This window comes from Frankia sp. AiPa1, from assembly GCF_023243075.1.
Taxonomy (GTDB): domain Bacteria; phylum Actinomycetota; class Actinomycetes; order Frankiales; family Frankiaceae; genus Frankia.
In genome coordinates this window covers 199138-224237 of sequence record NZ_JALKFZ020000003.1, presented here as the reverse complement: position 1 = coordinate 224237, position 25100 = coordinate 199138, and the positions used below count along the sequence as shown (strand labels likewise).

At 72.1% G+C, this 25100-nt stretch carries 20 protein-coding genes and 1 pseudogene; 15 read left to right on the top strand and 6 right to left on the bottom strand.

What is annotated here, in order from left to right; genetic code table 11:
• Positions 1-894: hypothetical protein (locus tag MXD95_RS03110; RefSeq protein WP_250638974.1), on the top strand; the 894-nt coding region annotated here is incomplete at its 5' end.
• Between the two features lie 33 nt (positions 895-927).
• Here MXD95_RS03110 and MXD95_RS03105 read toward each other — a convergent pair.
• Positions 928-1563: a methylated-DNA--[protein]-cysteine S-methyltransferase gene (locus tag MXD95_RS03105; protein ID WP_250638973.1), complete on the bottom strand. Its 636-nt coding sequence runs from the start codon at positions 1561-1563 to the stop codon at positions 928-930.
• Positions 1564-1826: 263 nt separating this feature from the next.
• Between MXD95_RS03105 and MXD95_RS03100 the strand changes: the two genes are divergently transcribed.
• From MXD95_RS03100 to MXD95_RS03065, 8 genes and pseudogenes are all read left to right on the top strand, one after another.
• Positions 1827-2573 (top strand): hypothetical protein, encoded by a 747-nt coding sequence (locus MXD95_RS03100; RefSeq protein WP_250638972.1) that lies wholly within the window; start codon positions 1827-1829, stop codon positions 2571-2573.
• Positions 2573-3202, top strand: coding sequence for an SCO family protein (locus MXD95_RS03095; protein WP_250638971.1), 630 nt, complete (start codon positions 2573-2575; stop codon positions 3200-3202). Before MXD95_RS03100 ends, MXD95_RS03095 begins: the two co-directional genes overlap by 1 nt.
• Positions 3203-3204: 2 nt before the next feature.
• A complete protein-coding gene (locus MXD95_RS03090) occupies positions 3205-4467 on the top strand; it encodes a Dyp-type peroxidase (RefSeq protein WP_250638970.1) in 1263 nt (420 codons plus the stop codon).
• Between the two features lie 3 nt (positions 4468-4470).
• Positions 4471-5127, top strand: a complete 657-nt coding sequence (locus MXD95_RS03085) for a copper chaperone PCu(A)C (RefSeq protein WP_250638969.1) — start codon at positions 4471-4473, stop codon at positions 5125-5127.
• A gap of 34 nt (positions 5128-5161) precedes the next feature.
• A pseudogene (locus tag MXD95_RS29515) lies at positions 5162-5560 on the top strand (SDR family NAD(P)-dependent oxidoreductase); the annotation flags it as partial.
• A 52-nt stretch (positions 5561-5612) separates the two neighbouring features.
• The gene (locus MXD95_RS29510; RefSeq protein WP_250638968.1) at positions 5613-6092 is read left to right on the top strand and encodes an SDR family oxidoreductase; all 480 of its coding nucleotides are present in this window, start codon (positions 5613-5615) and stop codon (positions 6090-6092) included.
• Positions 6082-7008 carry a maleylpyruvate isomerase N-terminal domain-containing protein gene (locus MXD95_RS03070; protein ID WP_250638967.1) on the top strand — a complete coding sequence of 309 codons (927 nt, stop codon included), beginning with the start codon at positions 6082-6084 and terminating at the stop codon, positions 7006-7008. The genes MXD95_RS29510 and MXD95_RS03070 overlap by 11 nt, the downstream gene beginning before the upstream one ends.
• Positions 7009-7094: 86 nt before the next feature.
• The gene (locus MXD95_RS03065) at positions 7095-8447 is read left to right on the top strand and encodes an MFS transporter (RefSeq protein ID WP_250638966.1); all 1353 of its coding nucleotides are present in this window, start codon (positions 7095-7097) and stop codon (positions 8445-8447) included.
• A gap of 30 nt (positions 8448-8477) precedes the next feature.
• On the opposite strand, the gene nudC is transcribed toward MXD95_RS03065, so the two are convergent.
• On the bottom strand, positions 8478-9593 hold the full coding sequence (gene nudC, locus MXD95_RS03060) for an NAD(+) diphosphatase (RefSeq protein WP_250638965.1): 1116 nt from the start codon (positions 9591-9593) through the stop codon (positions 8478-8480).
• 261 nt (positions 9594-9854) lie between these two features.
• On the opposite strand from nudC, the gene MXD95_RS03055 reads away from it, so the two are divergent.
• On the top strand, positions 9855-11279 hold the full coding sequence (locus tag MXD95_RS03055; protein ID WP_250638964.1) for a cation:proton antiporter: 1425 nt from the start codon (positions 9855-9857) through the stop codon (positions 11277-11279).
• An 81-nt stretch (positions 11280-11360) separates the two neighbouring features.
• On the opposite strand, the gene MXD95_RS03050 is transcribed toward MXD95_RS03055, so the two are convergent.
• Positions 11361-12146: an enoyl-CoA hydratase/isomerase family protein gene (locus MXD95_RS03050; protein WP_250638963.1), complete on the bottom strand. Its 786-nt coding sequence runs from the start codon at positions 12144-12146 to the stop codon at positions 11361-11363.
• A 381-nt stretch (positions 12147-12527) separates the two neighbouring features.
• Between MXD95_RS03050 and MXD95_RS03045 the strand changes: the two genes are divergently transcribed.
• The 3 genes from MXD95_RS03045 to MXD95_RS03035 all read left to right on the top strand — a co-directional run bounded on the left by MXD95_RS03045 (position 12528) and on the right by MXD95_RS03035 (position 14998).
• The gene (locus MXD95_RS03045) at positions 12528-13259 is read left to right on the top strand and encodes an ABC transporter transmembrane domain-containing protein (RefSeq protein WP_250638962.1); all 732 of its coding nucleotides are present in this window, start codon (positions 12528-12530) and stop codon (positions 13257-13259) included.
• A complete protein-coding gene (locus tag MXD95_RS03040; protein WP_250638961.1) occupies positions 13226-13798 on the top strand; it encodes an ATP-binding cassette domain-containing protein in 573 nt (190 codons plus the stop codon). Before MXD95_RS03045 ends, MXD95_RS03040 begins: the two co-directional genes overlap by 34 nt.
• 66 nt (positions 13799-13864) lie before the next feature.
• Positions 13865-14998 (top strand): GntG family PLP-dependent aldolase, encoded by a 1134-nt coding sequence (locus MXD95_RS03035; protein WP_250638960.1) that lies wholly within the window; start codon positions 13865-13867, stop codon positions 14996-14998.
• Positions 14999-15040: 42 nt separating this feature from the next.
• Here MXD95_RS03035 and MXD95_RS03030 read toward each other — a convergent pair whose 3' ends face one another.
• Complete coding sequence (locus tag MXD95_RS03030) at positions 15041-15844, bottom strand: VOC family protein (protein ID WP_250638959.1); 804 nt, start codon at positions 15842-15844, stop codon at positions 15041-15043.
• Positions 15845-16199: 355 nt separating this feature from the next.
• On the opposite strand from MXD95_RS03030, the gene MXD95_RS03025 reads away from it, so the two are divergent.
• Positions 16200-18245, top strand: coding sequence for an AMP-binding protein (locus MXD95_RS03025; RefSeq protein WP_250638958.1), 2046 nt, complete (start codon positions 16200-16202; stop codon positions 18243-18245).
• 143 nt (positions 18246-18388) lie between these two features.
• Positions 18389-20734, top strand: a complete 2346-nt coding sequence (locus MXD95_RS03020) for a WD40 repeat domain-containing serine/threonine protein kinase (RefSeq protein ID WP_250638957.1) — start codon at positions 18389-18391, stop codon at positions 20732-20734.
• Positions 20735-20770: 36 nt separating this feature from the next.
• Here the strand turns inward: MXD95_RS03020 and gad are convergent, their stop codons facing one another.
• Together gad and MXD95_RS03010 are read right to left on the bottom strand one after the other, a co-directional pair.
• Entirely contained in the window at positions 20771-22237 is a 1467-nt protein-coding gene (gene gad / locus MXD95_RS03015; protein WP_250638956.1) for a glutamate decarboxylase, read from the bottom strand.
• A gap of 26 nt (positions 22238-22263) precedes the next feature.
• Entirely contained in the window at positions 22264-24489 is a 2226-nt protein-coding gene (locus tag MXD95_RS03010; RefSeq protein WP_374121944.1) for an nSTAND1 domain-containing NTPase, read from the bottom strand.
• Positions 24490-25100 lie beyond the last annotated feature (611 nt).

The window sequence follows — 25100 nt, the reverse complement described above, 5'->3', positions numbered from 1 at the left end:
TGGTGTCGACTGGTCGTCCCGGCGCTGCGTGCGCTGTGGGCCCTGGCGTGGGACTGGCTGGTCGTGGGGATCATCCGACTCGTCGGACGGGCCGTGCGCCGGCTGCTGTGGGACTGGTTCCTGGTTCCGGTTCTGACGGCACTGTGGGAACGGGTGCTCATACCGATCGGGCGCGCCTTCGACTGGGTGTGGTGTCGACTGGTCGTCCCGGCGCTGCGTGCGCTGTGGGCCCTGGCGTGGGACTGGCTGGTCGTGGGGATCATCCGGTGGCTGTGGCGCCACGCCGTCGTACCCGGCGCCAAGGTTCTGGCCTTGCTGTTCGAGCTTCTCGTCGTTCGACCGGTGCGCTGGATGCGGCGACCGCTGCGCTGGGCCGGCGATACGGTGCTGCGCGCCTCGGCCGCCACCCTGCGCGAGGCGGCCCGGGCGCTGCACTGGACGGTACGCGGCCTCGGCGCCGGCCTGCGTCTGCTGGTCGTCCGGCCAGCGGCGTGGTGTTGGCGGGAGGTGGCCATACCGGCCGGACGGGCGTCCATCGCCATGCTGCACGCACTGGTCGTCCGCCCGACGGCATGGTGCTGGCGGACTGTGGCCATGCCGGCCGGAAGGGCGTTGATCGCCGCACTGCGCGTGCTGGTCGTGCGTCCGGTGGCACGGTGCTGGCGGACGGTCATGATTCCGGCCGGTCGGGCCGTCGGGCTGGCCTGGCAGGTGCTCGTCGTCGTTCCCGTCTCGTGGTGCTGGCGGACGGTGGCCCGGCCGATCGGCCGGGCGATCGGCACGGCGATGTTCGTGACGGTGGTGCTCCCGATCCGCTGGACGGACCGAACGGTCTGGCGACCGATCCGGGATGCCCTGTTCCCCGGCGACCACGCCGCCGGTCGGCGTCGCTAGGACGACGGGCAGCTCACACCGCAGGCAGCCGGGTCAGAAAAGTGTGGGTGGCGGGGGTTCAAGCGCACCTTCGATCGTGAGCATGCGGCGTTTCGTCTCGATGCCTCCGGGCGCCGAGAATCCGTGCATCGCCCCGCCGGCCGCCACCACGCGATGGCAGGGGACGACGATCGGCACCGGGTTGCGCCCGAGCGCCTGGCCAACGGCCTGTGCCGCACCGGGCATACCGACGCGGGCGGCGACCTCGCCGTAGGTCAGCGTCGTTCCCGGCGGGATCGCTCGGGTGACCTCGTACACCCGCCGGTGAAAATCGGGCACCCCACTCAGGTCGACCCGCACGTCGGCCAGGTCGTCCGGCACGCCGCCGAGCAGCCCGGCCATCCGCTCCACCGCATCCGCCACCTCGGCCGGCGGTGAATCGGATGTGGCGCCGGGTGCTGGGTGGCGGTCGCCATCCAGGCCATCGCAACCGTGGCGGCCGTCGTCACGACGGTCGCGTAGGTGGCGGTGGAGCAGCGCGAGGGTGGCCGCGTCGGCCCCGGCGGGCAGCGCGACAGCGACCAGGCCAGCCGTGCCCCAGGCAACCCCACACCGGCCGACCGCCGTGTCGAACAACGCGACCCCCGGGTCCATGGGTACGGCGCCCACGGATGTGACTCCAACCTGCATGCCCCCATCGTGCCGCAGGCCTCCGACAGTCGGTGATCGGCGGGCACAGCCACCCGAGCCAACCCGCTCCCTCGCTCCTCTGCGACACCCAAGTCGGACGTTCTACACTGCGTCGAGGAGGTCGAGGAGAAGGCCCAGGGCCGAGACAAGTGGCTCGGCCGACAGAGGAGTCCCGGTAGCGACGGGAGCCGGGTGGCCGTCAGGAGCCGGTGGACGTGATGTCCCGGCGGACATGAAGTGCTGGTGCGGGTGAGGTGCTGGTCGTGAGGGGACGGCGCGCGGTCGGCGCGTCGTGGCTGCCGCGCAGCATCGGGTTCGCACTGGCCTGCACGGGTCTCGCGGCCGCCGCGCACTCACTCGGCCACGGCTGGGCACCGCCCGTGCCGGTGCTCGCCGCGGCGGCCGGCGGCCTGACCTTCCTGACCGCGCCGTTCGCCACCCGGGACCGGCCGCTGCCGGTCGTGCTCGCCGCGATGGTCGCCGTGCAGGCCGGACTGCACGTCCTGTTCGCGGCGACGGCGAACACGAGCGGGCGGATGTACGCCGCGCTCGAGTCGGGCCTGTGCATCGCCGACCGCGCCGCGCTGCCGGATGCGGCGGTCCGTCACATGGTCCGGATGCAGGCACGTCTACTGCCCGCGCCGCACGCGATGCCGCTGGCGCCCTGGCACACCACGCCGACCATGCTCGGCGGTCATCTCGCAGCCGTCGCCGTGATGACGGCGTCCGCTCGCCGGCCCCCCAGACCTCCCCTGACCTCAAAGGATCTTCCACCGTGGATGCAGACCTGCCACCCGGATATCAGCCCCCGCCGACTCAGCCACCCGCCGAACCCCAGCTGCCGGCCCGGTGCCAGCCATCCGGAGACGAGCCCCGCTCGCCCAGGGCGTGGCCGCTCCGGCACCAGCGACGCGCGCACCAGCCAGCCGGGCACCGGTCGACGCGGGTCCATCGGGACAGCCGCCGCAGCGGCCGGCGCGGCGCCGTCACGGCCCCCCTGGCCGCGGTGATGGCACTCGGACTGGCCGCCGCCCTGGCGGGATGCGGCGCGGGCAGCACGGACGCGGGCAGTTCCGGCAGCTCGATCGTCCGGCTCGACAACGTCACCGCGGGCCCAGGCCTGCGCGGCACGTCACTGGCCACGCCGATGGCGAAACCCGACGTCCAGCTGACCGACACCGCCGGTCATCCCTATGACCTGCGCAAGGCGACGGCCGGGAAACTCACCCTCGTCTACTTCGGCTACTCCCACTGCCCGGACGTCTGCCCGACCACCATGGCCGACATCGCCGCTGGCCTCAGCCAGAGCAGCGCGGCCGACCGGCAGAAGGTCGCGGTCGTGTTCATCACCACCGACCCGGAGCGGGACACCCCGACGGTGCTGCACGACTGGCTGACCCAGTTCGACCCGACGTTCGTCGGCCTCACCGGCACCTGGGAGCAGATCTCCGGCTACGCCGACACCTTCGGCATCCCGGTGGAGAAGCCCCGGCAGCAGGCCGACGGCACCTGGGTGGTCGACCACGGTTCACAGGTCACCGCGTTCAACCCGGACGGCCTCGCCCGCACCGTCTACCTGGCCGGCATCACCCCCGCCGATTACGCCCACGACATCCCGATGTTGATCAAGGGCGCCTGATGATGTCGGAGCCCCCCGTTCGCGGGTTGGGGCGGCGGGCGTTTCTGGGACGGGTCGGGCTGGTCGGCGCCGGCGGGATCGCCGGCGGTGTCACCGGGGCCCTGGTCGAGCGGACCGCCGGGCCGCACGGATCGAGCGCGTCGGACCGCGAACGGACGCGGGCCGTCGCCGCCGTACGGACCGGCGGGTCTCGTCAGCCTGGCATCGTCGAGCGCCCCCCCGCCCATCTCGTGTTCACCTCCTATGACCTGACCGACGACGTCGTGCCATCCCCGGCCCAGGCGCTGGCCGGGCTGCGCTCCCTGCTGACCGCGTGGACGCGTTGCGCCGGCACGCTGATGGCCGGCGAACAACCGGCCGGCGGCGGTCAGCGCACGCTCGGCCTCGCACCGTCGGCGCTGACGGTCACGTTCGGGCTGGGCGCGTCGGCGCTGCGCCGGACGGGGCTCGCCGGCCGCATCCCACCGCAGCTCGCGCCGATTCCGGCGTTTCCCCACGATCAGCTCGACGCGGCCCGCGGCGGCGGAGACCTCGCCGTGCAGATCTGCGCCGAGGACCCGATGGTCGCCGCCTCCGCCGCACGCACCCTGGACGTGCTGGCCCGCCGGCAGGCATCCCCCCGTTGGCGGCAGCAGGGTTTCCGCCAGTCGGCCGCGGCGGCCGATGATCCGAACGCAACCCCCCGCAACCTGATGGGCCAGCTCGACGGCACCGACAACCCGGCCACGGGTACCGCACTGTTCGACGTGGCGGTATGGGCCGACGCAAGCTCACCGGCATGGATGGCGGGGGGGAGCTACCTGGTCGCCCGGCGGATCCGGATGGAACTGGACCGCTGGGACCTGCTCACGGTCGACGCGCAGGAGAAGGTCATCGGCCGGCGCAAGCTCAGCGGCGCGCCGCTGAGCGGCGGCGGCGAGCACACCGACCCCGACTTCCTCGCCCATACCGCCGACGGCAGCCCGCTCATCCCGGCGAACTCGCACGTCCGGCTGTCTCATCCGCAGTTCAACAACGGTGTGCGGATGCTGCGCCGCGGCTACTCCTACCAGGACGGGCTGGACGCCGACGGCCAGCCCGACGTCGGTCTGTTCTTCCTGGCCTACCAGGCCGATCCGCGGACCGCCTTCACCGCGGTCCAGCGCAAGCTCGATCGGCTCGACGCGCTGTCCGCCTTCGTCCGCCATACCGGCAGCGCCCTGTTCGCGGTCCCGCCGGCCGCCCCCGCCGGGGGCTACGTCGGCCAGCAGCTATTGGAGAGCTGACCCATGCCCAGCCAGACCCACCACGCGCGTCGTCGTCAGCACCCGCACCCGCGGCTGTTCGCCGTGAGTGCGGTGGCCGCGGCGACCCTGCTCGGCGCTGCTGCCTGCGGATCCAGCGAGTCGGCCGAATCGGGCGGCCCGTCGGCCGGCGCCCGGCCGACGGCCGCGGCCTCGGCGCCGGCCGGTGCCGTCCCGCCCTCCCCCGCCGGGACCGCCAGCGCCGACCTCGGCGAGCTGCGCATCCGTGGCGCCTACATCCCGCAGCAGGCATCCGACACGGATGCCGCCGCATACTTCAGCGTCACCAACACCGGCGACGCCGCCGACACGCTCACCTCGATCACCACACCGGCCGCGCCGACGGTCAGCCTGCACACCACTGTCAGCAAAGGTGGCGCGGAGTCGATGCAGATGATCTCCAGGCTTGCCGTTCCCGCACATGGCACGGCCGCGCTGACCGTCGGGCACGACCACGCCATGCTGGAGAACCCCGTCCACCGCCTCGCCAAGGGCCAACGCGTGCCACTCACCCTCACCTTCGCCCACGCCGGCACGGTCACCCTCGCCGTTCCGGTCCTCGGCTACACCGGCCCGAGCGGCCACGACACGACCGGCCACGACATGACCGGCATGGACATGACAGCGACGCCGGCAGCCTGAGCCCCAGGCAGGGCGGTCCCTCGCGGGCCGGGCGGTGACCGTCGTCCGCCCTGGTCAGCGTTCGGGTCCGCGGGCGGGCCGGCAGCGTCACCATTGGCGCCCGCGCCTGGACCTTCCTATCGTGTCCGCCGTGGGACATCTGACTGGCAAGGTGGTGCTCGTCACAGGCGCGGCGGGGGGCTTCGGCGAGCTGATCGCCACCCAGGCCGCCACGCGGGGGGCGATCGCGGTCGCACTGGACATCGACGCCTCGGGTGCCGCGAAGGTGGCGGCGGCGATCGAGGCCGAGGGGGGCCGGGCGCTGGGCCTCGGCCTGGACGTGCGGGACCGGCAGGCGTTCGCGGCCGCGGCCGCCCAGGTGGTGTCCACGTACGGCCGGCTCGACGTCCTGGTCAACAACGCCGGCGTGATGCCGCTGGCCTTCCTCGCCGACCACGCCCGCGCCGCGGACGTCTGGGACCGCACGATCGACATCAACCTCAAGGGTGTCTGTCCTGCACGGCATCTATGCCGTACACGATCAGATGGCCGAGTACGGCGGCCACATCGTGAACATCTCCTCGGTGTACGGCAACGCCGGGGTGGCCGGGGCGGCGGTCTACGGTGCCACCAAGGCCGCGGTCGCGACGCTCTCGAACGCCCTGCGGGTCGAGAGCCAGGGCAAGATCAAGGTGACCGTGGTGCGCCCCAGTGGTGTTCTCGGCACGAACCTCGGCGCCTCGATCGTGGATGGGGCGGCGGCGATTCCCCTGGCGGCGCACAACGCGCCCCGGTGGCTGGAGCACATCACCCAGATGGGCGAGGGCCGGCTCACGGCCGAGCAGCGCGATCCCGACCACGCGCAGTACTGGTCACTGACGCCAGGCGAGGTCGCCGAGGCAATCGTCAACATCATCGACCAGCCACTCGGCGTGGCAGTCGCCGACGTCACCCTGCGCTCAACCGGTGAGGACTATGTCTACTGAGTCGCTGTCCGCGGAGTCGTCGACGGCCACTGAATCATCGACGGCCGCGGAGTCCAGCTCCGCCGCCGAGGCCGGAACGCCCGGGGTGGCCACCGCGGCGGGAGCCACCGCGCTGGACCGCTCGGTCGCGGAGGCCCTCGATGTGTTCACCGCCCTGGGGGACGAGCAGTGGTCGGCGCCGTCGGCCTGTCCAGGCTGGACACTGCACACCGTGCTGGCGCACCTGACCACCGGAGTCGCGAGCATCGCCGGATTGCTGCCGCCGTCCGAGCCGGCGCCCCCGGGCCTCGAGTTCGAGGCGGCCATCGACGTGCAGGCCCGCGCGCTGGCGGCCCGACCGGCCGGCGAACTGCTCGAGCTGCTGCGCACGGCCAGGCCGGCCGCGGTCGGCCTGTTCGACACGCTGTCCGCGGAGCTGGCCACCCACCCGGTCGAGATGGGCACCGCCGGCACCTACCCGCTCGCCAGCATCGCCGATGCCTTGACCTTCGACTTCACCTGCCATCTGCGCTGGGACGTGCTGGCCCCACGCGGGCCCGTCCAGCGTGCCCTGCCCGCCGTCGACGCCGGACGGCTGTCCGCCTCCGTCCGCTGGCTCGCCGCGGGTATCGCGCAGATGACCACCAGCCGCTTCCGGGACCTGCTCACCGATCCGCTGCACATCGCGATCACCGGGCCCGAGGCCATGACGATCCGGATCCAGTCACACGCGCAGGCGGTCGAGGCGACGCCGGACGGGCCGCACGCCAGCGGTCCGTCGGCGGCCAGCGGTGCCACGCCGCGGGCGACGGTGCGCACCTCGGCGGATGCGTTCATCCTGTGGTCGACCGGCCGCGAGCCACGTCAGGGCCGGGCCGAGCTCCTCGGCGACGCGGCGTACGCGGAACAGGTGCTGGCGGAGTTCCGCGTCTACTGACGCCGCGCAGGCCGCTGCGCCTGGTTCATGCAAGAGGCGTCTCACTATGGGATGCGTCGCGCCTGGGCGTCCTAACGTGGGAAATCGTGACCGCCGTCGACCCGCAACCCCTCCGGCGACCCGGGCCGTATGAGCCGCGTGAGCCGCACGGACAGCCGGCACAGTCCGATGTCCCGTCCGACGCGCTGCTGCTGCCAGGCTCGCCGGTGCTGCGCCGTCTGCAGCTGGCGGTGGCGGCGGCAGGGCTCGCCGCGTTCGCGATGCTCTACTCGACGCAGGCATCGCTGCCGCGGATCGCCGCCGCCTTTGGCGTGGACGCGACGCTGTCCAGCCTCACCGTGTCGGTGACGACCGGAGCCCTGGCGATCTCGGTGCTGCCGATGTCCGCGCTGGCCGAACGGTTCGGTCCGGTCCGAGTGATGATCGTCGGCCTGGTGGTGGGATGTCTCTGCGTCGGGCTGGGCGCCGCCGCGCCGGACTTTCCCCTCTTCCTGATGTCCCGCGGGGCCGCGGGGATCGCGCTCTCGTCCGTCGTCGCGGTGGCGATGGGACACATCGGCGACCGGGTACACCCGCGCGCGGCGGCCCCGGCCATCGGCATGTACGTGTCCGCGACCTCGCTCGGCGGTCTGCTCGGCCGCCTCATCCCAGCCGGACTGGACGCCCATGCCGGCTGGCGGACCGCGGTGGCCGCGGTGGCGGGGGTCGGCGCACTGTGCACCATCGTGTTCGCCGTCATGGTCCCGGGTGGCATCCGGGCCGGCCCCGCCCGCACCGCTGCCGGCCGAGGCACCAACGGTGGTTCCACCCGGGCCGCCGACGAGGGCAGCGGCCCCGGCGCTGGCAGTGGCGCTGGCAGCGGCGCCACGATCCGTCGCCATCTGCGCGACCGCGGGATCCTGCGGCTGTGCGGAGTCGGTATGGCGCTCATGGGCGGTTTCGTGGCCACCTACAACTACCTGACCTACCGACTCACCGAGGAGCCGTTCCACCTCTCCAGCGCCACCATCGGCCTGGTGTTCTGCGCGTATCTCGCCGGCACGCTCACCTCGACCGTCGCCGGGCAGCTCACCGTCCGGCTCGGGCGACGACCGGTCCTGCTCGGGGCGGTCGCGGTCGCGCTGTCCGGACTGGCCCTTACGGTGCCGGACAATCTTGGCTGCGTTCTGATCGGGCTGGTGGTCTACACCGCCGGTTTCTTCGCCGCCCACTCGGTCGCCAGCAGCTGGATCGGCGCGCGGGCAGGGACCGGCCGTGCCGAGGCGTCGGCGCTGTACCTGCTCGGCTACTACCTCGGTTCCAGCGTTGGCGGCACCCTGATCGGCCTGGCCTGGACCGCTGCTGGCTGGCCGGCGACGGTCGCCTGCGTCGCCGCCACCCAGCTCGCCGCCGCGCTGCTCGCCCCACGCGTCGAGCTGACCACGTCCGCGGCGGCCTGATGACCTCCGTATCGGACCCGCGGGACGAGATCAGCCGGCGGCGGCCCAGGAGTCAAGCATGTTGCGGGCGATGGAGATGCGGCCCGGCACCAACAGAGACGGGGCGGCATCCTCGCCTCCGGCAGTTTCGTCGGCGCGCCCAGACGCGGCGGCCGCGTCCTCGGGCGTGGTGCGACTCGGGCCGCGTGAGCGCGAGCTGGCCGGCCACTCGCCGCGGGCCAGCGCCGCGCGCAGCTCGTCGCGGTGCACCCAGCGGGCCTCGCTGATCTCGGCCTCGTCGACCCGCAGTGGCTGGTCCGGATCCGCCAACGCCTCGAATCCGACCATCAGGGAACGCGGGAACGGCCAGGCCTGGCTGCCCAGGTAGCGCACGTCGGTGACGTCGATGCCGACCTCCTCGGCGATCTCCCGCACCACGCAGGCCTCCAGCGACTCGCCGGCCTCCACGAACCCGGCGAGCACCGAGAACCGGCCGGGTGGCCAGGCCTGGTGCCGTCCCAGTAGAACCCGGTCGCCGCCGTCATGCACAAGGACGATCACCGCGGGATCGGTGCGCGGGTACTCCTCATGCCGCGCGGACTCGCAGACGCGGCCCCAGCCGGCGTTGACCGGCGTCGTCGGCGAGCCGTCACGCGTGCAGAACAGGGCACGAGCGTGCCAGTTCACCAGGCCGATCGCGGCGGCCAGCAGGGCACCGTCGAGGGGGCCGAACTCGCCACCCACCGTGTGCGGATGCGGCCACCGCACCGCGGGGCTGGCCGCGGCACGCGCCCGCTCCCCGCGGACCACCCAGTAGGCCGTTCCGGCCGCCTCGCCGAGCAGCATCGCGTCCGTCGGCGGCAAGCCGGCCAGCTCCAGGCCGGGTCGGGTCCACAGCCGCGGCGCGGTCTGGTCGGCTGCCGCGTCCTCGGACGGCCAGACCACCGGTACGTGTCCCTCCTCGTCGACAACGACAACCCGCGCGTTCGCCCAGCCCTCCTTCTGCCGGGCGGCGTCGCGACGCAGGTTCTCGTCCCGCTCGAGCGCGGCGCCGGCGAAGGTGGGCGTCCGCACGAGCTCGAACCGGCCCGGCGCGGCGCGGGCCACCCCACGGCGAGACGGGTCGGGACGGGACAGGTCGGGACGCGACGACTCGAGATGTGACACATCCGCATTCTTCCGCCGCGGCCACGCCCAGGACCGCGGGGGAGGGCCGCGTCCGAGACAACGTTCACACTCACCCGCTTGTGGTCCCCTGTGGGACTCGCATCCAGAGGGAGACCGACGGCCCGAGGCCGCGGATGAACACGTGACAGTGGACCACCGAAAGTAGCCTCAGACCCCACGAAGGGCTGCCATACTGGCGCTGGGCGCACCCACGCTGCTACTTGGCCGCACCGGCGCGCACGCACCGTGGGAGGTCGCGGCGTGGGCAGTGACGCTTCTGGCGGCGTCGAGCTTGGATACCTCGCGGCCGCGACGAGGCCCGTGGCGGCGATCCCGCCGCATGATCTGCTGGTCTTTCTGCTCGGGGTCACGTCACTGCTGACCGGCGCGCTGCTGCTGGGCCGCCTGGCCGAACGGCTCGGCCTGCCGGCGATCGTCGGCGAGCTGACCACCGGCATCCTGTTCGGGCCGTCCGTGTTCGCGAAGGCGGCGCCGGACGCCGCCCACTGGCTGTTCCCCACCGACCCCAACCGGTTCCATCTGGTCGAGGCCGTCGGGCAGCTCGGCGTCATCCTGTTCGTCGGGATGACCGGCACCGAGATGGACGTCGCCGGTGTGCTGCGCCGTGGCCGCACCGCGGTGCAGGTGAGCCTGGGTGGCCTGATCATCCCGCTCGGGCTCGGCGTGGCGACCGGGCTGCTGATGCCGTCCGGCCTGTTGTCCGGGAATGTCGACGCCGGGGTTTTCGCCCTGTTTCTCGGCGTCGCGATGGCGGTGAGCGCCATTCCGGTGATCGCCCGGGTCCTCGTCGACCTTGACCTGCTGCACAACCGGATCGGGCAGATGACGCTCGCCGCGGGCACCGTGGACGACGCCGTCGGCTGGCTCCTGCTGTCGGTCGTGTCGGCGCTCGCGACGACCGGTGTGCGCACCGCAGACGTGCTCACCTCGGTGGCCTATGTGCTCGCGACGGTGGTGGTCGCGGTCGTGGTGGGGCGTCCCGTCGCCGAGGCGGCGCTGTCCTGGAGTGGCCGGCGTCGCACGAGCGCCGACTCGCCGGCCGCGTCGGTCAGCCTGGCCTGCACGGTGATGATCCTCGGCGCTGCCGCCGCGACCCAGGCGCTGAAACTCGAGGCGATCTTCGGGGCGTTCGTTGTCGGCATGGTGATCGGGTCGCGCCGCTCGTTCGACCCGCGGCTCATCGCGCCGCTGCGCATGGTGGCCACCGGGGTGCTCGCCCCGCTGTTCTTCGCGATGGCCGGGCTGCGGGTCGACCTCAGCGCCCTGGGCCGGCCGAAGGTGCTGGCCGCGGCAGCCGTCGTGCTGGCCGTGGCGGTGGTGGGCAAGTTCGTCGGCGCCTACCTCGGCGCACGGCTCGGCCGGCTCGGCCACTGGGAGGCGCTGGCGCTCGGCGCCGGGATGAACGCCCGCGGTGTCGTCGAGATCGTGGTCGCCGGCACGGGACTGCGCCTGGGCGTGATCAGCTCCGCCGGGTACACGGTGGTGGTGCTCGTCGCGGTCGGCACCTCGGTGATGGCGCCGCCGCTGCTGCGCTGGACGGTCGCTCGGGGAGCGCTTGCCCCCGGGCGCGACCCGACGCAGTCACCCCCCACCCCGCGCGACGGCGCCCCGGCCGCGGGCGACGGCTCCTCAGCCGCCGCCCCCCGGCCCGGCCGGGTCGGCTGACCGGACCCGGGCCCGGATCGGTGGCTGGGAGCCGAGTGCCGAGTGCCGGGGGCGGGGGCGGGGTTGAGCGGGTGAGGGCGGTCAGACGAACTTGGGCGCCCGCTTCTCGACGAAGGCAGCCGCGCCCTCCCGGCCGTCACCGGCGGCGCAGTCGGAGATGCCGCGGGCCTCGAGCTCCAGCTGGGTCTCCAGGCCGTTGTCGAAGGTCGCGGCGAGCAGCCGGCGGATCGTGCGGTGCGCGTCCGCCGACCCGGACGCGACCCGCCGGGCAAGCGCCGTCGCCTCCTGCTCGAGCTCCTCGGCCGGCACGACCCGGGTGACCAGTCCCCACTCGCTCGCCTCGGCGGCCGAGAGCCGGCGATTGGTGAACATCAGCTCCTGGGTCCGGCGCAGGCCGATCAGGCGCGGCAGCGCGTACGAGGTGGCGCCGTCCGGGCTGAGCCCGACGCCCGAATAGGCGAGGGTGAACGTCGCCGACTCCGCGGCGAGCACCAGATCGCCCAGGATGGCCAGGCCGATGCCGGCCCCCGCCGCCACCCCGTTCACCGCGACGACCAGCGGCACGTCCATCCGGGCGAACGTGGTCACGGCCCGGTGCAGCAGGTCGGCGAGCTTCTTCATCTCCGCGGCCGCGTGCTCGCCGTAGCTGACCATCTCCTTCACGTCGCCACCGGCGCAGAAGAAGCGGCCGGCACCGGTCAGAAGCACCACCCGCACGCTCGGGTCGCCCGCGGCGGCGTAGGCCGCCTGCGCCAGCTCCGCGGCCAACTCCTGGGTGATCCCGTTGGCCGCCTCGGGACGGTTGAGGGTGATCCGAGCGACGGCGTTGTCATGCTCGACCGTCAGGGTGCGGAACTGCGAGCTCATCGAAGGTCTCCGTTCGGGGGATCTCGTTCGGGCTGGTCCTTTGTTTCGCCACCCACAGATCTACCAGCATTCCCCCGCATGCGCACAGGTAAGCCACAGCAACGCCCAGGCTACCCACAGCGAAACCGCCCGTCGGACGGATAGCGTGTCCACACACCGGAAATTCAGCCGGATCGGGAGAAAGGAACTCCGAGATGCCTCTCAAGAAGATTCCGCCGCCGCCGCCCAAGCCCAAGCCCAAGAATCCGAGGAAGCCGCTACCGAAAAAGCCCGTCCACTGCTAGTGCTTTTCTCCTGAAACGGGCCCGGAGCTCGCTCCCCGAACATTCGCGGGTTCCGGGCCGGGCCAGCAGGAGAACCAGGCAGGCAGGAGGCCGGAACATGCACGCGCGACCTTTGCGGCCTTCCGGTACGCACCGATCAGGAGCGGTCGCCCGGGTGCTGCGCCGGCTGCGGCCGTTCGCCCGTCCACAGCGTCGCCTGTTTCTCGGCGCGACCCTGCTGTTGCTGATCACCACCGGCGCCCAGACCGCGACGGTGTGGCTGTTCGGCCGGGTCACGGATGACGGGTTGATCCGTGGTTCCACTGCCGGGCTCGTCGGCCCGGTGGCAGCCTGGCTCGTCGTCGCCCTCGTCGGCGCCGCGAGCAGTTACGCGGGTCATCTGCTCCAGGCGCGAGCTTCCGGAGGGCTGCTGGGCGGGCTGCGGGAAGCCATGTTGGGACGGCTGCACGTCCTGTCACCGACATTCTTCACGGAGAAGCCCACCGGCGATCTGATGACGCGCTTTGACACCGACCTCGAGGCCGTCGACGACCTGGTGGGCAGCGGAATGGTGGAAGCCGCGACCGCCGTGGCCGGGGTGCTGTGTTTTGGCGGTGCTGTGTTTTGGCGTGGCTGCTTTTGTCCTACGCTGGGATCTGGCGCTGCTCGCCTTCGCCGCAGGGCCATTGTACTGGTTGTTGACACGCAGGCTTTCGCACCGGGTCCAGGCGGCCACCGAGGAGCAACGGCTCGCCGAGGGCCATATCGCCGCCGTCGTCGAGGAGAACATCACCGCCTCGGCACTGATCCAGACGCATGTCATGGCCGCCCACGAGCGTCGCCGGCCTGATGTCCTTCGCCGGTTATCTCGGATACCTCTACGGCCCGGTCCAGGAACTCGGCGAGCTGGTCGTGACGATCGGTGCCGGCGTGGCCTCCGGCACGCGCATCGTCGAGCTGCTCGACCACCCGGTCGAGGTCCGGGACGCGCCGGGCGCTGGCGAGTTGCCCCGGGCGTACGGGCACATCCGTTTCGAGCGCCGACGGCTGTCCGGTGGCCAACAGCGACGCGTCGCGATCACCCGGGCGCTGCTGCGTGACTCCCCTGTCCTCGTCCTGGACGAGCCCACCGCCGGCCTCGACGATCTGAGCGCGGAGCGGCTGGTCCACACCCTGCACCGGCTCGCCGCCGACCGGACTGTTCTGGTCGTCACGCACGACCTGCGGCTGGCCGCGGGCGCCGATACCCTGCTCATCCTCGACGACGGCCGGATCACCGAGCCACGTCGGCGTACCCGTCCGGCCCAGCCGGCCCAGCCGGCCCAGGCCACCGGCGACGGGACGTGGGCCCGGCTACCTGCGGCCGGCACCGGCATCGGCGCCGCATGATCCCCTGTTCCAGCCAACCGAGGTGATCAATAGGCCCTGCCGCCGTGGTCGCTACCATCGCGAATCATGACCACCGAGGCCACGACCACCGAGGCACTGCGCAGCCCCAGGCCGGACGGCCCGGTCGACCTGCGCAGCGACACCGTGACCCGACCGACGGCGGCGATGCGCCAGGCGATGGCGGCCGCTGAGGTCGGCGACGACCACTACGGCGAGGACCCTTCGGTGCGCGCCCTGGAGGAATATGCCGCGGACCTGCTCGGCCACCAGGCCGCCGTGTTCGTCCCGAGCGGGACCATGGGCAACTTCGCCGCTCTGCGGGCCAGTGCGCCGCTGGGCACCGAGATCATCGCCGACACCGAGGCGCACGTCGTCACCTACGAGATGGGCGGGCTCGCCGTGCTCGGCGGCATCCAGACCCGCACGGTATCCGGACTGGCACACACCGCCGACCTCGACGAGGTCGTCAGGGCGATCCGGGCTCACGGTGCCGGCGCGGGCAGCTCCGGTAGTTCTGTCAGCTCCGGGCGCACCCACAGCAACTACAACATGGTGCCTACCTCCGTGCTCGCCGTGGAGAACACCCATGCCCGCTTCGGTGGACGAGTCGTGCCACCGGCGCGGCTGGATCGGCTCGGGGAACTCGCGTCCGCCGCCGGGATCGCGCTGCACTGCGACGGGGCGCGGCTGTGGAACGCCGCGATCGCCAGTGCGGTCGAACCGCGCAGGCTCGCCGCACCCTTCACGACGCTGTCGGTGTGCCTGTCCAAGGGACTCGGCGCACCGGTCGGCTCTCTGGTCATCTGCGACGCGGACCGCGAGGAGGCCGTGCGCGCCTGGCGCCGTCGGCTCGGCGGTGCGATGCGCCAGGCCGGGGTCCTGGCCGCCGCCGGCCTGTACGCGTTGCGCCACCACATGTCGCGCCTGGCCGAGGACCATCGGCGCGCCGCGGAGATCGCCGCACTGCTCGCCGACGCCGCGCCGGGCCGCGTCGACCCCGGGCAGGTCGAGACCAACATGGTGCTCGTCGAGGTCACCGATGCCGCGCGTGCCGTCGCACAGGCAGCCGCGCAGGGGGTGCTCATCGGCGCGTCCGGACCGACGACCCTGCGGCTCGTGACGCACCTCGACCTGGACGACAGTGCCATCCGCCGCGCCGGCTCGGTCCTCGCCACGCTCCTGCGCGCCGAGCCCCGCTGAACCGCATGAGCGGTCGGCGGCGCGGTGACGCTGACGGCCGCGTCAGCCCGCGGCCGGCGGCTGGGGCACCGTGTTCGTGTTGGGCCCGATCAGCTTGAACTGCGCGCCGGTGACGTCCGCGGCGATGCCTAGCCGGCCGTAGGGGGTGTCCTCACCCGGCTGCAGGATCGTGCCACCGAGCTCCGCCGCCCGCGCCAGCGTGGCGTCGGTGTCGTCCGCGGCGAAGTACACCGACCAGTGCGGCGGAATGCCTTCGGGCAGGAAGGCGCTGGCGTCCATGATCCCGGCGCGGGCCGTCTCATCCTTGCCGAAGGTCGCGTAGCGGAACTCGGAGGTGTCACTGGCAACGTGGACATCCCAGTCGAAGACCTCCCGGTAGAAGTCGACCGCGGCGGTGAAGTCGCGGGTGAACAGCTCGAACCAGCCTGCCGCGCCCGGCTCGGCGAGCAGGTCGAACCCCCGATGCGTGCCCGGCTGCCACATTCCGATGGCCGCGCCGGTCGGGTCGGTCACCACGGCCATCACGCCGAGATCGTCGACGGCCATCGGCGCCACGATGACACCGCCGCCATGCGCCGTCGCCGCGGCCACGGTCTTCTCCGCGTCCGGCGTGGCCAGGTAGATCGACCAGCCGTCGGGCGCGTCCATCCCCGGCACCTTGGGCATGAGCCCGCCGACCTTGGCGCCGTCCTTGTCAAGATTCGCGTAGCCGCCGAACTTCTCCTCGCCGGCCCCGGCCTGCCATCCGAACAGGCTGCGGTAGAACGCCTTGGCCCCGTCGGCGTCGGAGGTCATGAGGTCAACCCAGCAGGGGGCGCCGGACGGGAATTCCTCGATCTTGGGCATGGTGACTCCTTTGGCATGCGGTGGGCTCGGGCGACATCGGCCGCCGCGGGTGCTGTCATCACCTTGGACCCCACCACCGACAGAATTTCATCGCTCGCTCGCGACCGCCTGTCGAACCCACACCCGGCGCACACCCCGACCCGCGCTACCGCCGCGGCTCAGGGCCGGCATCTCATTGTGATCATGGGGCTGTGCGGGTGAGGTCTCTGGTCCAGATCGTGGAGGCGAACAGGTGGAGGCGCCTCAGGCCAGCGAGAAGCGCGGTCGCGAAGGACACGCGGCTCAAGACCTGACACGACGGCTCGGCGGCAGCACAGGGCAGCTCTCGCCCGCTTCGACACGAGAGAATGGGCCCATGGGCGCCGAGCGAGACGGAACGGACCAGCACGGAACGGACCCGCACCGAACCAGCCAGGCCAGCCTTGGCCAGGATGGACGCGGCTGGCGCGGAGAGGGCCAGCCGTTCCCGGAGCAATGGATCGAAGACGAGCGGAACGCCCAGCAGCGCGATGCGGGCGAGGACGGCGCGTACCGATGGCAGCGGGAGCGGGCCGCGGACAGCCCGCGGGAGTTCTGGGCGGACGCGGCTGGCGCCGTGACCTGGACCAGGCAGCCCAGGCGCATCCTCGACGACGATCACCCGCCGTTCTACCGCTGGTTCCCGGATGCCGAGCTCAACACCTGCGCAAACGCCCTCGACCGGCACGTCGAGGGCGGCCGGGGCGACGAGGTCGCCCTCGTCTACGACTCACCGGTGACGGGGACAATCCGCCGGTACACGTTCGCCGAGCTGACCGACGAGGTGGCCCGGGCCGCGGGGGCGCTGGCGGCGCTCGGGGTCGGCCGGGGCGACCGAGTGATCATCTATCTGCCGATGATCCCGGCGGCCGTGATCAGCATGCTCGCGTGCGCCCGGCTCGGCGCGGTGCACTCGGTGGTATTCGGCGGATTCGCCGCCGCCGAGCTCGCCGCCCGCATGGATGACGCCCGGGCGACCGTCGTCGTCAGCGCATCCTGCGGCATCGAACCATCGCGGATCGTGCCGTACAAGCCGATGCTCGACGAGGCGATCGGCCTTGCCCGTCATCCACCGACTGCGACCCTGGTCGTCCAGCGGGACCAGCGGCGTTGCACGATGATCCACGGCCGTGACCACGACTGGGACGCGGCGCTCGCCGGGGCCACGCCCCATCCGCCCGTGCCGGTGGCCGCCACGGATCCGCTCTACATCCTGTACACGTCCGGCACGACCGGACGGCCCAAGGGCATCGTGCGGGACAACGGCGGGCACGCCGTGGCGATGACCTGGTCGATGGGCAACGTCTACGGCATCCGAGCCGGAGACGTCATGTGGGCGGCCTCCGACGTCGGCTGGGCCGTCGGACATTCCTACACCGTCTACGCACCGCTGCTCGCCGGGGCGACGACCGTGCTTTACGAGGGCAAACCGGTCGGGACGCCGGACGCCGGCGCGTTCTGGCGAGTGGTGGCCGAACACGGGGTGAACGTGCTGTTCACCGCCCCGACCGCGATCCGCGGCATCCGCCGGGAGGATCCCACGGGCGCGCTGCCCAGCCGGTACGACCTCTCGTCGCTGCGGGCGCTGTTCCTCGCCGGCGAGCGCCTCGACCCGCCGACCTACGAGTGGGCCGCCGCCACCCTCGGCATCCCCGTGATCGACAACTACTGGCAGACGGAGACCGGCTGGCCCATCGCGAGTTCGCCGCTCGGCCTGGAGCCCCTGCCCGTCAAGGCCGGCTCGCCGTCGGTCCCGATGCCCGGCTATGACGTGCAGGTGCTCGATCCGGCCGGCGCGCCCGTCCCCGCCGGGGTGGAGGGGGCTCTCTGTCTGCGTCTGCCGCTGCCGCCCGGCACCCTGCCCACGCTGTGGGGCGACGACGAGCGCTATGTCGCGTCCTACCTGAGCGCGTACGACGGTCACTATCTCACCGGCGACGGCGGTTACCTCGACGAGGACGGCTACCTCTTCGTCCTCGGCCGCACGGATGATGTGATCAACGTGGCCGGTCACCGGCTGTCCACCGGTTCGATGGAGGCGGTGCTCGCCGAGCATCCCGCCGTGGCCGAATGCGCGGTGGTCGGGGTCGCCGACCCGCTCAAGGGCCAGGTCCCGCGTGGGCTCGTCGTCGTCAAGTCCGGGGTGGGGATCGCCGCGGACGCACTCGCCGCCGAGCTCGTCGCGCGGGTCCGCGAACGGATCGGCCCGGTCGCCGCCTTCCGGCGCGTCGACGTGGTGACGGCGCTCCCGAAGACCCGTTCGGGCAAGATCCTGCGTCGCACGATGCGCGAGATCGCCGACGGCCGCACCCCCGCCGTCCCGCCGACGATCGAGGACCCCACCGTCCTCGACGCCCTGCGCCCCGTCCTCACGTCGCCCTGACCATCGCCGGCGGTCTCTGCGCTGTCTCTGTGCTGTCTCTGTGCTGACCGCCCGGATACATCCCCTGGTCGGCCTCGATAATGTCTGGGCCATGCGGGAGAAAACGGACAACACGTACTTCCAGGCGATTCGTGGATTTCGCGATGATCTATGATCTGGATCGCCTGAGCAGCGCGTTGCCGGGCTATTCACTGGGCGACAAGCTCGGTGAAGGCTCATTCGGGGTGGTGATCGCGGGTCGACACCGCGTGATGGACCGGCCCGTTGCGATCAAGGTGGTATCGGCCGGAGACGTGGCGGTCGATTTCGCGGCCGAGGCCCGCATCATGGCCAGCCTCGACCATCCGCACGTCGTCCGGATCTACGAATGCGTGCTGGACCAGGACCTGTGCCTGGTGGTCATGGAACTGATGACGGGTGGCACGCTCACCGGGCGACGGGCGCGGTTGAGCGTGCGACAGGCCTGCGTGGTCGGCGTCGCCGTGGCGAACGCTCTGGATCACGCCCACAGCCGGGGCGTGATCCACCGGGACATCAAGCTGGACAACATCCTGTTCGCGGCCGACGGCACGGTGAAGGTCTCCGACTTCGGCATCGCCAAGCTCTACGAGGGCACCGAAGCCACGGCCAGCGGCACCAGCGGCACCCCGACGTACATGGCACCCGAGCAGATCCTCCGTGGCCGGATCGGGCCGGCAACCGACATTTACGCGTTGGGCATCGTGATGTACATCCTGCTGTCCGGGCATCCCCCATTCGACCCGACACAGCCAATGTTCTCGCTGCTCAAGCAGCATCTGGACACCCCGCCGGCGCCATTGGTCGGTGTTCCGGTGCCACTGTCCGACGTGATCCTGCGGGCGTTGGCGAAGAATCCGGACGAGCGCCAGCCCAACGCCGTCGCCTTCGCCCGCGAACTCACCGAGGCCGCCGCCACCGCATTCGGCGCGGACTGGGCCGCCGCCACCGGCATCCCCCTGTACCCAGGCAACCTGGCCCCATCCGGGCCCAAGCCACCCCCGGCATACGATTCGGCGCTATCGTCCGGCCGGACGGCCGCCAAGCCCCAGCTCGACGGGGCAGCGTCGAGCGCCGTCACCCTCCACCCGTCGGCCAGAACCGATCCCCCGCCCGGTTCCCGGCCCGAACGGACGCTGTACCCGCCGCCGGCGGCCCGAGGCGACGCCGTACCCGACCAGACCCGCCCCGCATATCCACCGCCGCCGGTCCGAGGCGACGCCGCGCCCGACCAGACCCGCCCCGCATATCCACCGCCGCCGGTCCGAGGCGACGCCGCGCCCGACCAGACCCGCCCCGACCGGTCGCGGCTCAACCGTCGGATGCTGCTGCTCGGAGGAGGCCTCGCCGCGATCGTCCCCGCCAGCGTTGTCGTGGCCGACCGGCTCGCCGCCGCCGGCTCCGGCTCCGGCTCCCCGGCCGCCGCGCCGTCAAGCAGGACGGCCGCCAGCACGCTGACCTCGCGTTCCCTGCCCCAGACCCCGCCGGCCCGGCCCGTCCAGGTGGCCACCCTACGGGGGCACACGGGCGACGTGGTCTCGGTGGCCTTCAGCCCCGACGGGCGGACCCTCGCCACCACGTCGAACGACACCACGGTACGGCTGTGGGATGTCACCGCCCCGGCCGCGGCGCACGCGATCGGCGCCCCGCTCATCGGCCACAGGACGTGGCTCGTCACCGCCATCTTCAGCCCGGACGGGCACGTCCTCGCCTCGGCGGGCGGCGACGCCACCATCCGGCTGTGGGATGTGGCCGACCCGACCCGGGCCCGCCCGATCGGGACCCCGCTGTCCGGTCATACGCACATGGTGGGTTCGCTCTCCTTCGACGCGACCGGCCGGGTGCTGGCCAGCTCGAGCCAGGACTTCACGGTGCGACTGTGGGACGTGGCCGACCCGGCCCGCGGCCGTGGGGTCGGGATGTTCCAGCCACGCGGCCTGGTGCTGGCCGCGACCTTTGCCCACCCCGGCCACATTCTGTTCACCGCGAGCGAACAGGACAATCCGTCGGCCGGCCTCATGCAGGTCTGGGACGTGACCGATCCGGGCCGCCCAACCCAGCTCGGCGCGACGGCGACGATCCAGGAAAGCAACGTCTCGAGCCTCGTGGTCAGCCCCAGCGGGCGCCTGCTCGCCGTCGGCGGGCTCAACGCCGAGTCGGCAGCCGTGTTCGACATCACCCATCCGGCGGGGGCGACACAGGTCGGCGAGGTCGAGACGGGCCGGCTCATGGCCGCCGCCTTCGGCGGGGACGACGCGCTGCTGGTCGCCGGCCACGCCGAACCCACGGACCCGCAGACCCCTGGCGTCCAGGTCTGGGACATCCGCCAGCCGGGCTCCGCCCGCCTGCGCACCGGTTTCCCGAGCAGCGGATCGCTCCCCCAGTGCGTGGCCTGCCGCCCGGACGGACGACTCGTGGCCATCGGCCACGACAGCGTCATCGAGCTCTGGACAATCGGGAGCACAGGTTGACGCGGCGTAGCCTGCCCGTCCGGTCCGAGGACCCGATCAGTGATGGAACGAGGCCGCATCCTGCGGCTCGGCGGGAGGCAGGCGACGACCGCCCGCACCGGTGCCGCCGAGGCGGTCGATGGTCCGGCGCAGGTCGTGGACGAGCAGTTCGGCCAGATCACGGCTGAACTCGTGCCGCACCACGATCCGCAGCACCGCGAGATCGGTCAGCTCCGGCGGGAAGTGGTAGGCAGGCACCAGCCAGCCGCGGGTCCGCAACAGCTCGGAGACGTCGAAGACGGTGTAGCCGGTGATCTCCTCGCGCAGCCGGAAGGCGAAGGCCGGGATGCCACTGCCGTCCGAGACCAGCTCGAACGGTCCGAGCTTCGCGATCTGGTCGGCGAGCCACCGGGCGGTGTCCCGGCAGCCCTGAGCCACCCGGCGGTACCCGTCGAAGCCGAGCTGGAGCATGGTGTAGTACTGCGCGACGACCTGGGCACCCGGGCGGGAGAAGTTCAGCGCGAACGTCGGCATCGTCCCGCCGAGATAGTCGACCTCGAAGACGAGCTCGTCCGGCAGGTGCGCCCGGTCGCGCCACAGCACCCAGCCGACCCCCGGATAGACCAGCCCGTACTTGTGCCCCGATGTGTTGATCGACACAACCCGGTCGAGCCGGAAGTCCCAGAGCAGGTCGGGGTCGCAGAACGGGGCGATGAACCCGCCGGACGCGGCGTCCACGTGCACCGGGATGTCCGGGCCGCCGTCGGCCGCCGCCAGCCGGTCCAGCGCGGCGGCGATCTCGGCGACCGGTTCGTAACTGCCGTCGAACGTCGACCCGAGGATCGCCACCACGCCGATCGTGTTCGCGTCGCAGTGCTTCACCGCCTCCTCGGCGCTCAGATGGGTACGGCCTGGCCCCACCGGCACCAGCCGCGGCTCGACGTCCCAGTACCGGGCGAACTTCTCCCAGCAGACCTGGACGTTCGCCCCCATCACGATGTTGGGTTGCCCGGGGTTCGGCTCTGCGGCGTCCAGCCCCCTGCCCCCCGGCCCGCCGGTCTCGGACGCCGCGCCGGCACCGCGGCGCGCCGCCCGCCAGCGGCGCAGCATCGCCAGGCCCGCGAGCATGCACGCCTCTGACGACCCCGTGGTCGAACAGCCCACGGCGTGCTCGGCGTCCGGGGCGTGCCACAGATCGGCGAGGATGTTCACGCAGCGGCCCTCAAGCTCGGCCGTCTGCGGGTACTCGTCCTTGTCGATCATGTTCTTCGGCGCGCACTCGGCCATCAGCCGATCGGCCAGCGGATCCATCCAGGTCGTGACGAAGGTGGCCATGTTGAGGCGTGCGTTCCCGTCGAGCATCAGCTCGTCATGCACCAGCTGGTAGGCCGTCTCCGGCGCCATCGACTCCGCCGGCAACCGGAACCGCGGCACACTCGTGTCACCCCCCGGCCGCACCAGCCGCGCCCGCACCTCGACCGACTCCCCTGCCCGTTCCCCACCCGCCTGCCGATGCAACGCCATCCGTGCACACCCCTTCCCGGTCCTCGTCAGGCCATCGCGCCGGGGTGCCCCAGCAGCCGGTTCACCTCCCGGCGCTGATGTGGGAGCAGCGCGGGCTGACGTGCCTCGACGGCTCGCCGAAGCAGATCATCCGCGCGTGTGTCGTCCCCGATCACCCGAAACACCTCGGCCGCATGCCACAGCACCGGACCGTTGTCCGCCGCGTCATCCAACACCGCGCTGGTCTCCGCGAAAGCCGCCCCGGGCCGGCCGAGCCTGGCCAGCGCCAACGCGCGAGCCGCCCGGGTCTCGGCGGCCCCCGCCATCGCGGCTCGTCCGGCCAGGCCACCTTGTCGGGTGGAAGGGGCCGCTTCGGCACGTCCGGCCGGTTCGGTCAGGGGGACGGTCCGGTCCGCCAGCCGACCCAACCGGTCGAGATCCTCCAACGCCGCCGCGTCGTCGCCGAGTTCGACACGCAGCCGTCCGCGCTCCGCGAGCGCCGCCGCCGACCGGGGCGCGAGCGTAAGCGCGGTCGAGAAAATCGAGGCGGCGGCCCAGCGCTGGCCCGAGTACCACAGCGCACGACCCAGATCGATCTGGATGTCGGCATCCGCCGGGATGCGGACCGCCGCAGCCTGAAGCTCGCCAACCGCAGCCCCGAGCCGGCCGGCGCGCAACAGCAGCCGGGCGGCCTCAGCCAGCGCTCGGCCCGACGCCTCCACATCCGGCAGCGCCTCGTACAGCTGGGCAGCATCCCAATAGCCGGCCCGGGCCTGGTCGAGATGACCCTGCTCGCTGTCGATCTCGGCCAGTAGCAGCAGCGCCCGGGCGCGGACCCGTGGATCGGCGGTCTCCTGCCGCAGCACCTCGCCGAGGTGAAGGCGCGCGGCGGAGTCATCGCCGTCCATCCTGCTGATCAGGGCCGCCTGGAGGAAGTCAGCCGCGCCGATCGCCGCCGCCGTCGCACCGGAGACAGACCAGTCCGGCACCGCCGTCTGCAGTACCGGGATCAGCCGGTCGTCGAACAACTCGAATCGCCGGGCACCCACCCGCCACTCGCTGACCAGCACGTACCGCTCGGCGAGCGCGACCAGCAGCGAGGTGGGCATCCCAGCGGTCGCGGCGAGACCCTCGTCGACACCCGCGCGGCGGCCCCGCTCGGTGATGAAGGTGTGGGCCAGCCAGTGGCGCACCTCGCCGGCATCGAGATCGTGCCGGCGGGCCTCCTGCGCGACGGCCTGAGTCAGGTAGGCCGACAGCAGGGCGTCGGTGGCCCCCCACGCCGGGATGTCCGCCGCCACGGGGGCGGCGCGGCCAGCTCGCTCCTGCCCGAGCGCGGTCGCGACCAGCTCCAAGAACAGTGGTTGCACCACATCGCTGGTCAGCACGGACGGTGCCCCGGCGACATCCGTCACCCGACTCGTGGTCAGATCGTCCAGGCAGGCATCGATGACCTCGGGTGACAGGCTGCTGCCGGCCCGCCGTGCCGGTTCGGCGAGTGCCAGCGCCGCCGTGCCGCGATCCAGGGGCTCGATCCGGACTCTGGCGACCCTGCTGCCGGCGGCGATGGCCGGCTCATAAGGCTGGAACGCAGCCAGACTGCCCTCACGGATGATCAGAAGCAGGCGTAGATTCGGCAGCGCGGCGACGGCGGCCCCAAGAAGTGTCACAAACTCCGCGCGCTGCGCGTCGACTGGCGGCGGATACGGCGCGAGCAGCTCCTCGAACTGGTCCACCGCCGCGAGCATGGGCCGGTCCGACCCGGCGACCGGGCGGCTGTGCCCGGCCCGGCCCTCGGCGCCCGGCCCGTCGCCGGCTAGCCTGGAACCGCCGGAATGCCCGGAACTTCCGGGGTGCCTCGAACTACCCGGGGCCCATGAATCGCCGCGCAGTGCGTCCCGCAGCTTTGGGGGCACGGGCGAGGAGCCGCCTGGGCCGGACCACGCCTGGAGCAACGCCGCAGCGAACGGGTTGGCCCCCACGACAGGGTGGGGCGTGGTCACGGCCGCATCAAGATCATGCCCGGGTAGCGGCCGGATCCGGCCCACCGGCAGCACGTCGGCATCGTAGGAGGAACAATTTGGCAGGACTCCAGCCCGCAACAGCGAACTTTTTCCGACGCCAGTCGGTCCGTACACGATAACCAGCCGATTATCCAGCCATTTCGCCAACAACGAATGCGCTGCGGCCGCACGTCCGAAGAACAGTGCTCCCCCAGCCGGCGTAAAAGGCTGCGTCACGGGAAACGGACCGTGTTCCGGTCGAGATGTCATCGCATGGCCCGCGATTCCCCCGGCTCATCTGGCCGCGCCGAGATCGTCCCGCCCGCGACGTCGCACTCCGCATGTTCGGCCACAGCCGACCAAGGCCGCCCGCCGACCGCATCCCGGCCGCGAGCCGGCACCCCGACCACGCTCGGTGAAACGACATCACTGCCGCCCGCCACGACTGATTCGACACCCAATGTGGTAGAGCCCCTCGCCGCCCGTCCCTGACGTCGGCAAATCCTATCGGAGAACGGGCCGGCCAACGGCGTGACCAGCCGGTCGCCCACCACCCTGGCAATAGTCAGCCGCACCAGCCGAATTTCCGCGCACCCGCACGGGTGGTCACTGGCAGGTCGCGGCCGAACCTGGCGAACCCGGGCACCGTCGACGGCGACAGCTCCTGGTGGAGCGGAGACTGCCCTCGCGCCACGGATCCTGGGCTCGCCAGCGCCGCCGACCCGGAACCATCGGTGCCGATGAGATCATCTCGGGGACTGTCCAACACGACGTCCCACGACCGCCGGGAACACAGGAGTCGGACAGCACGTAGGGTCGCACACCCCCACCCATCCGTGAAATCACACGTTGACCTGCGGGTTTTAGCGAATTCGACACCT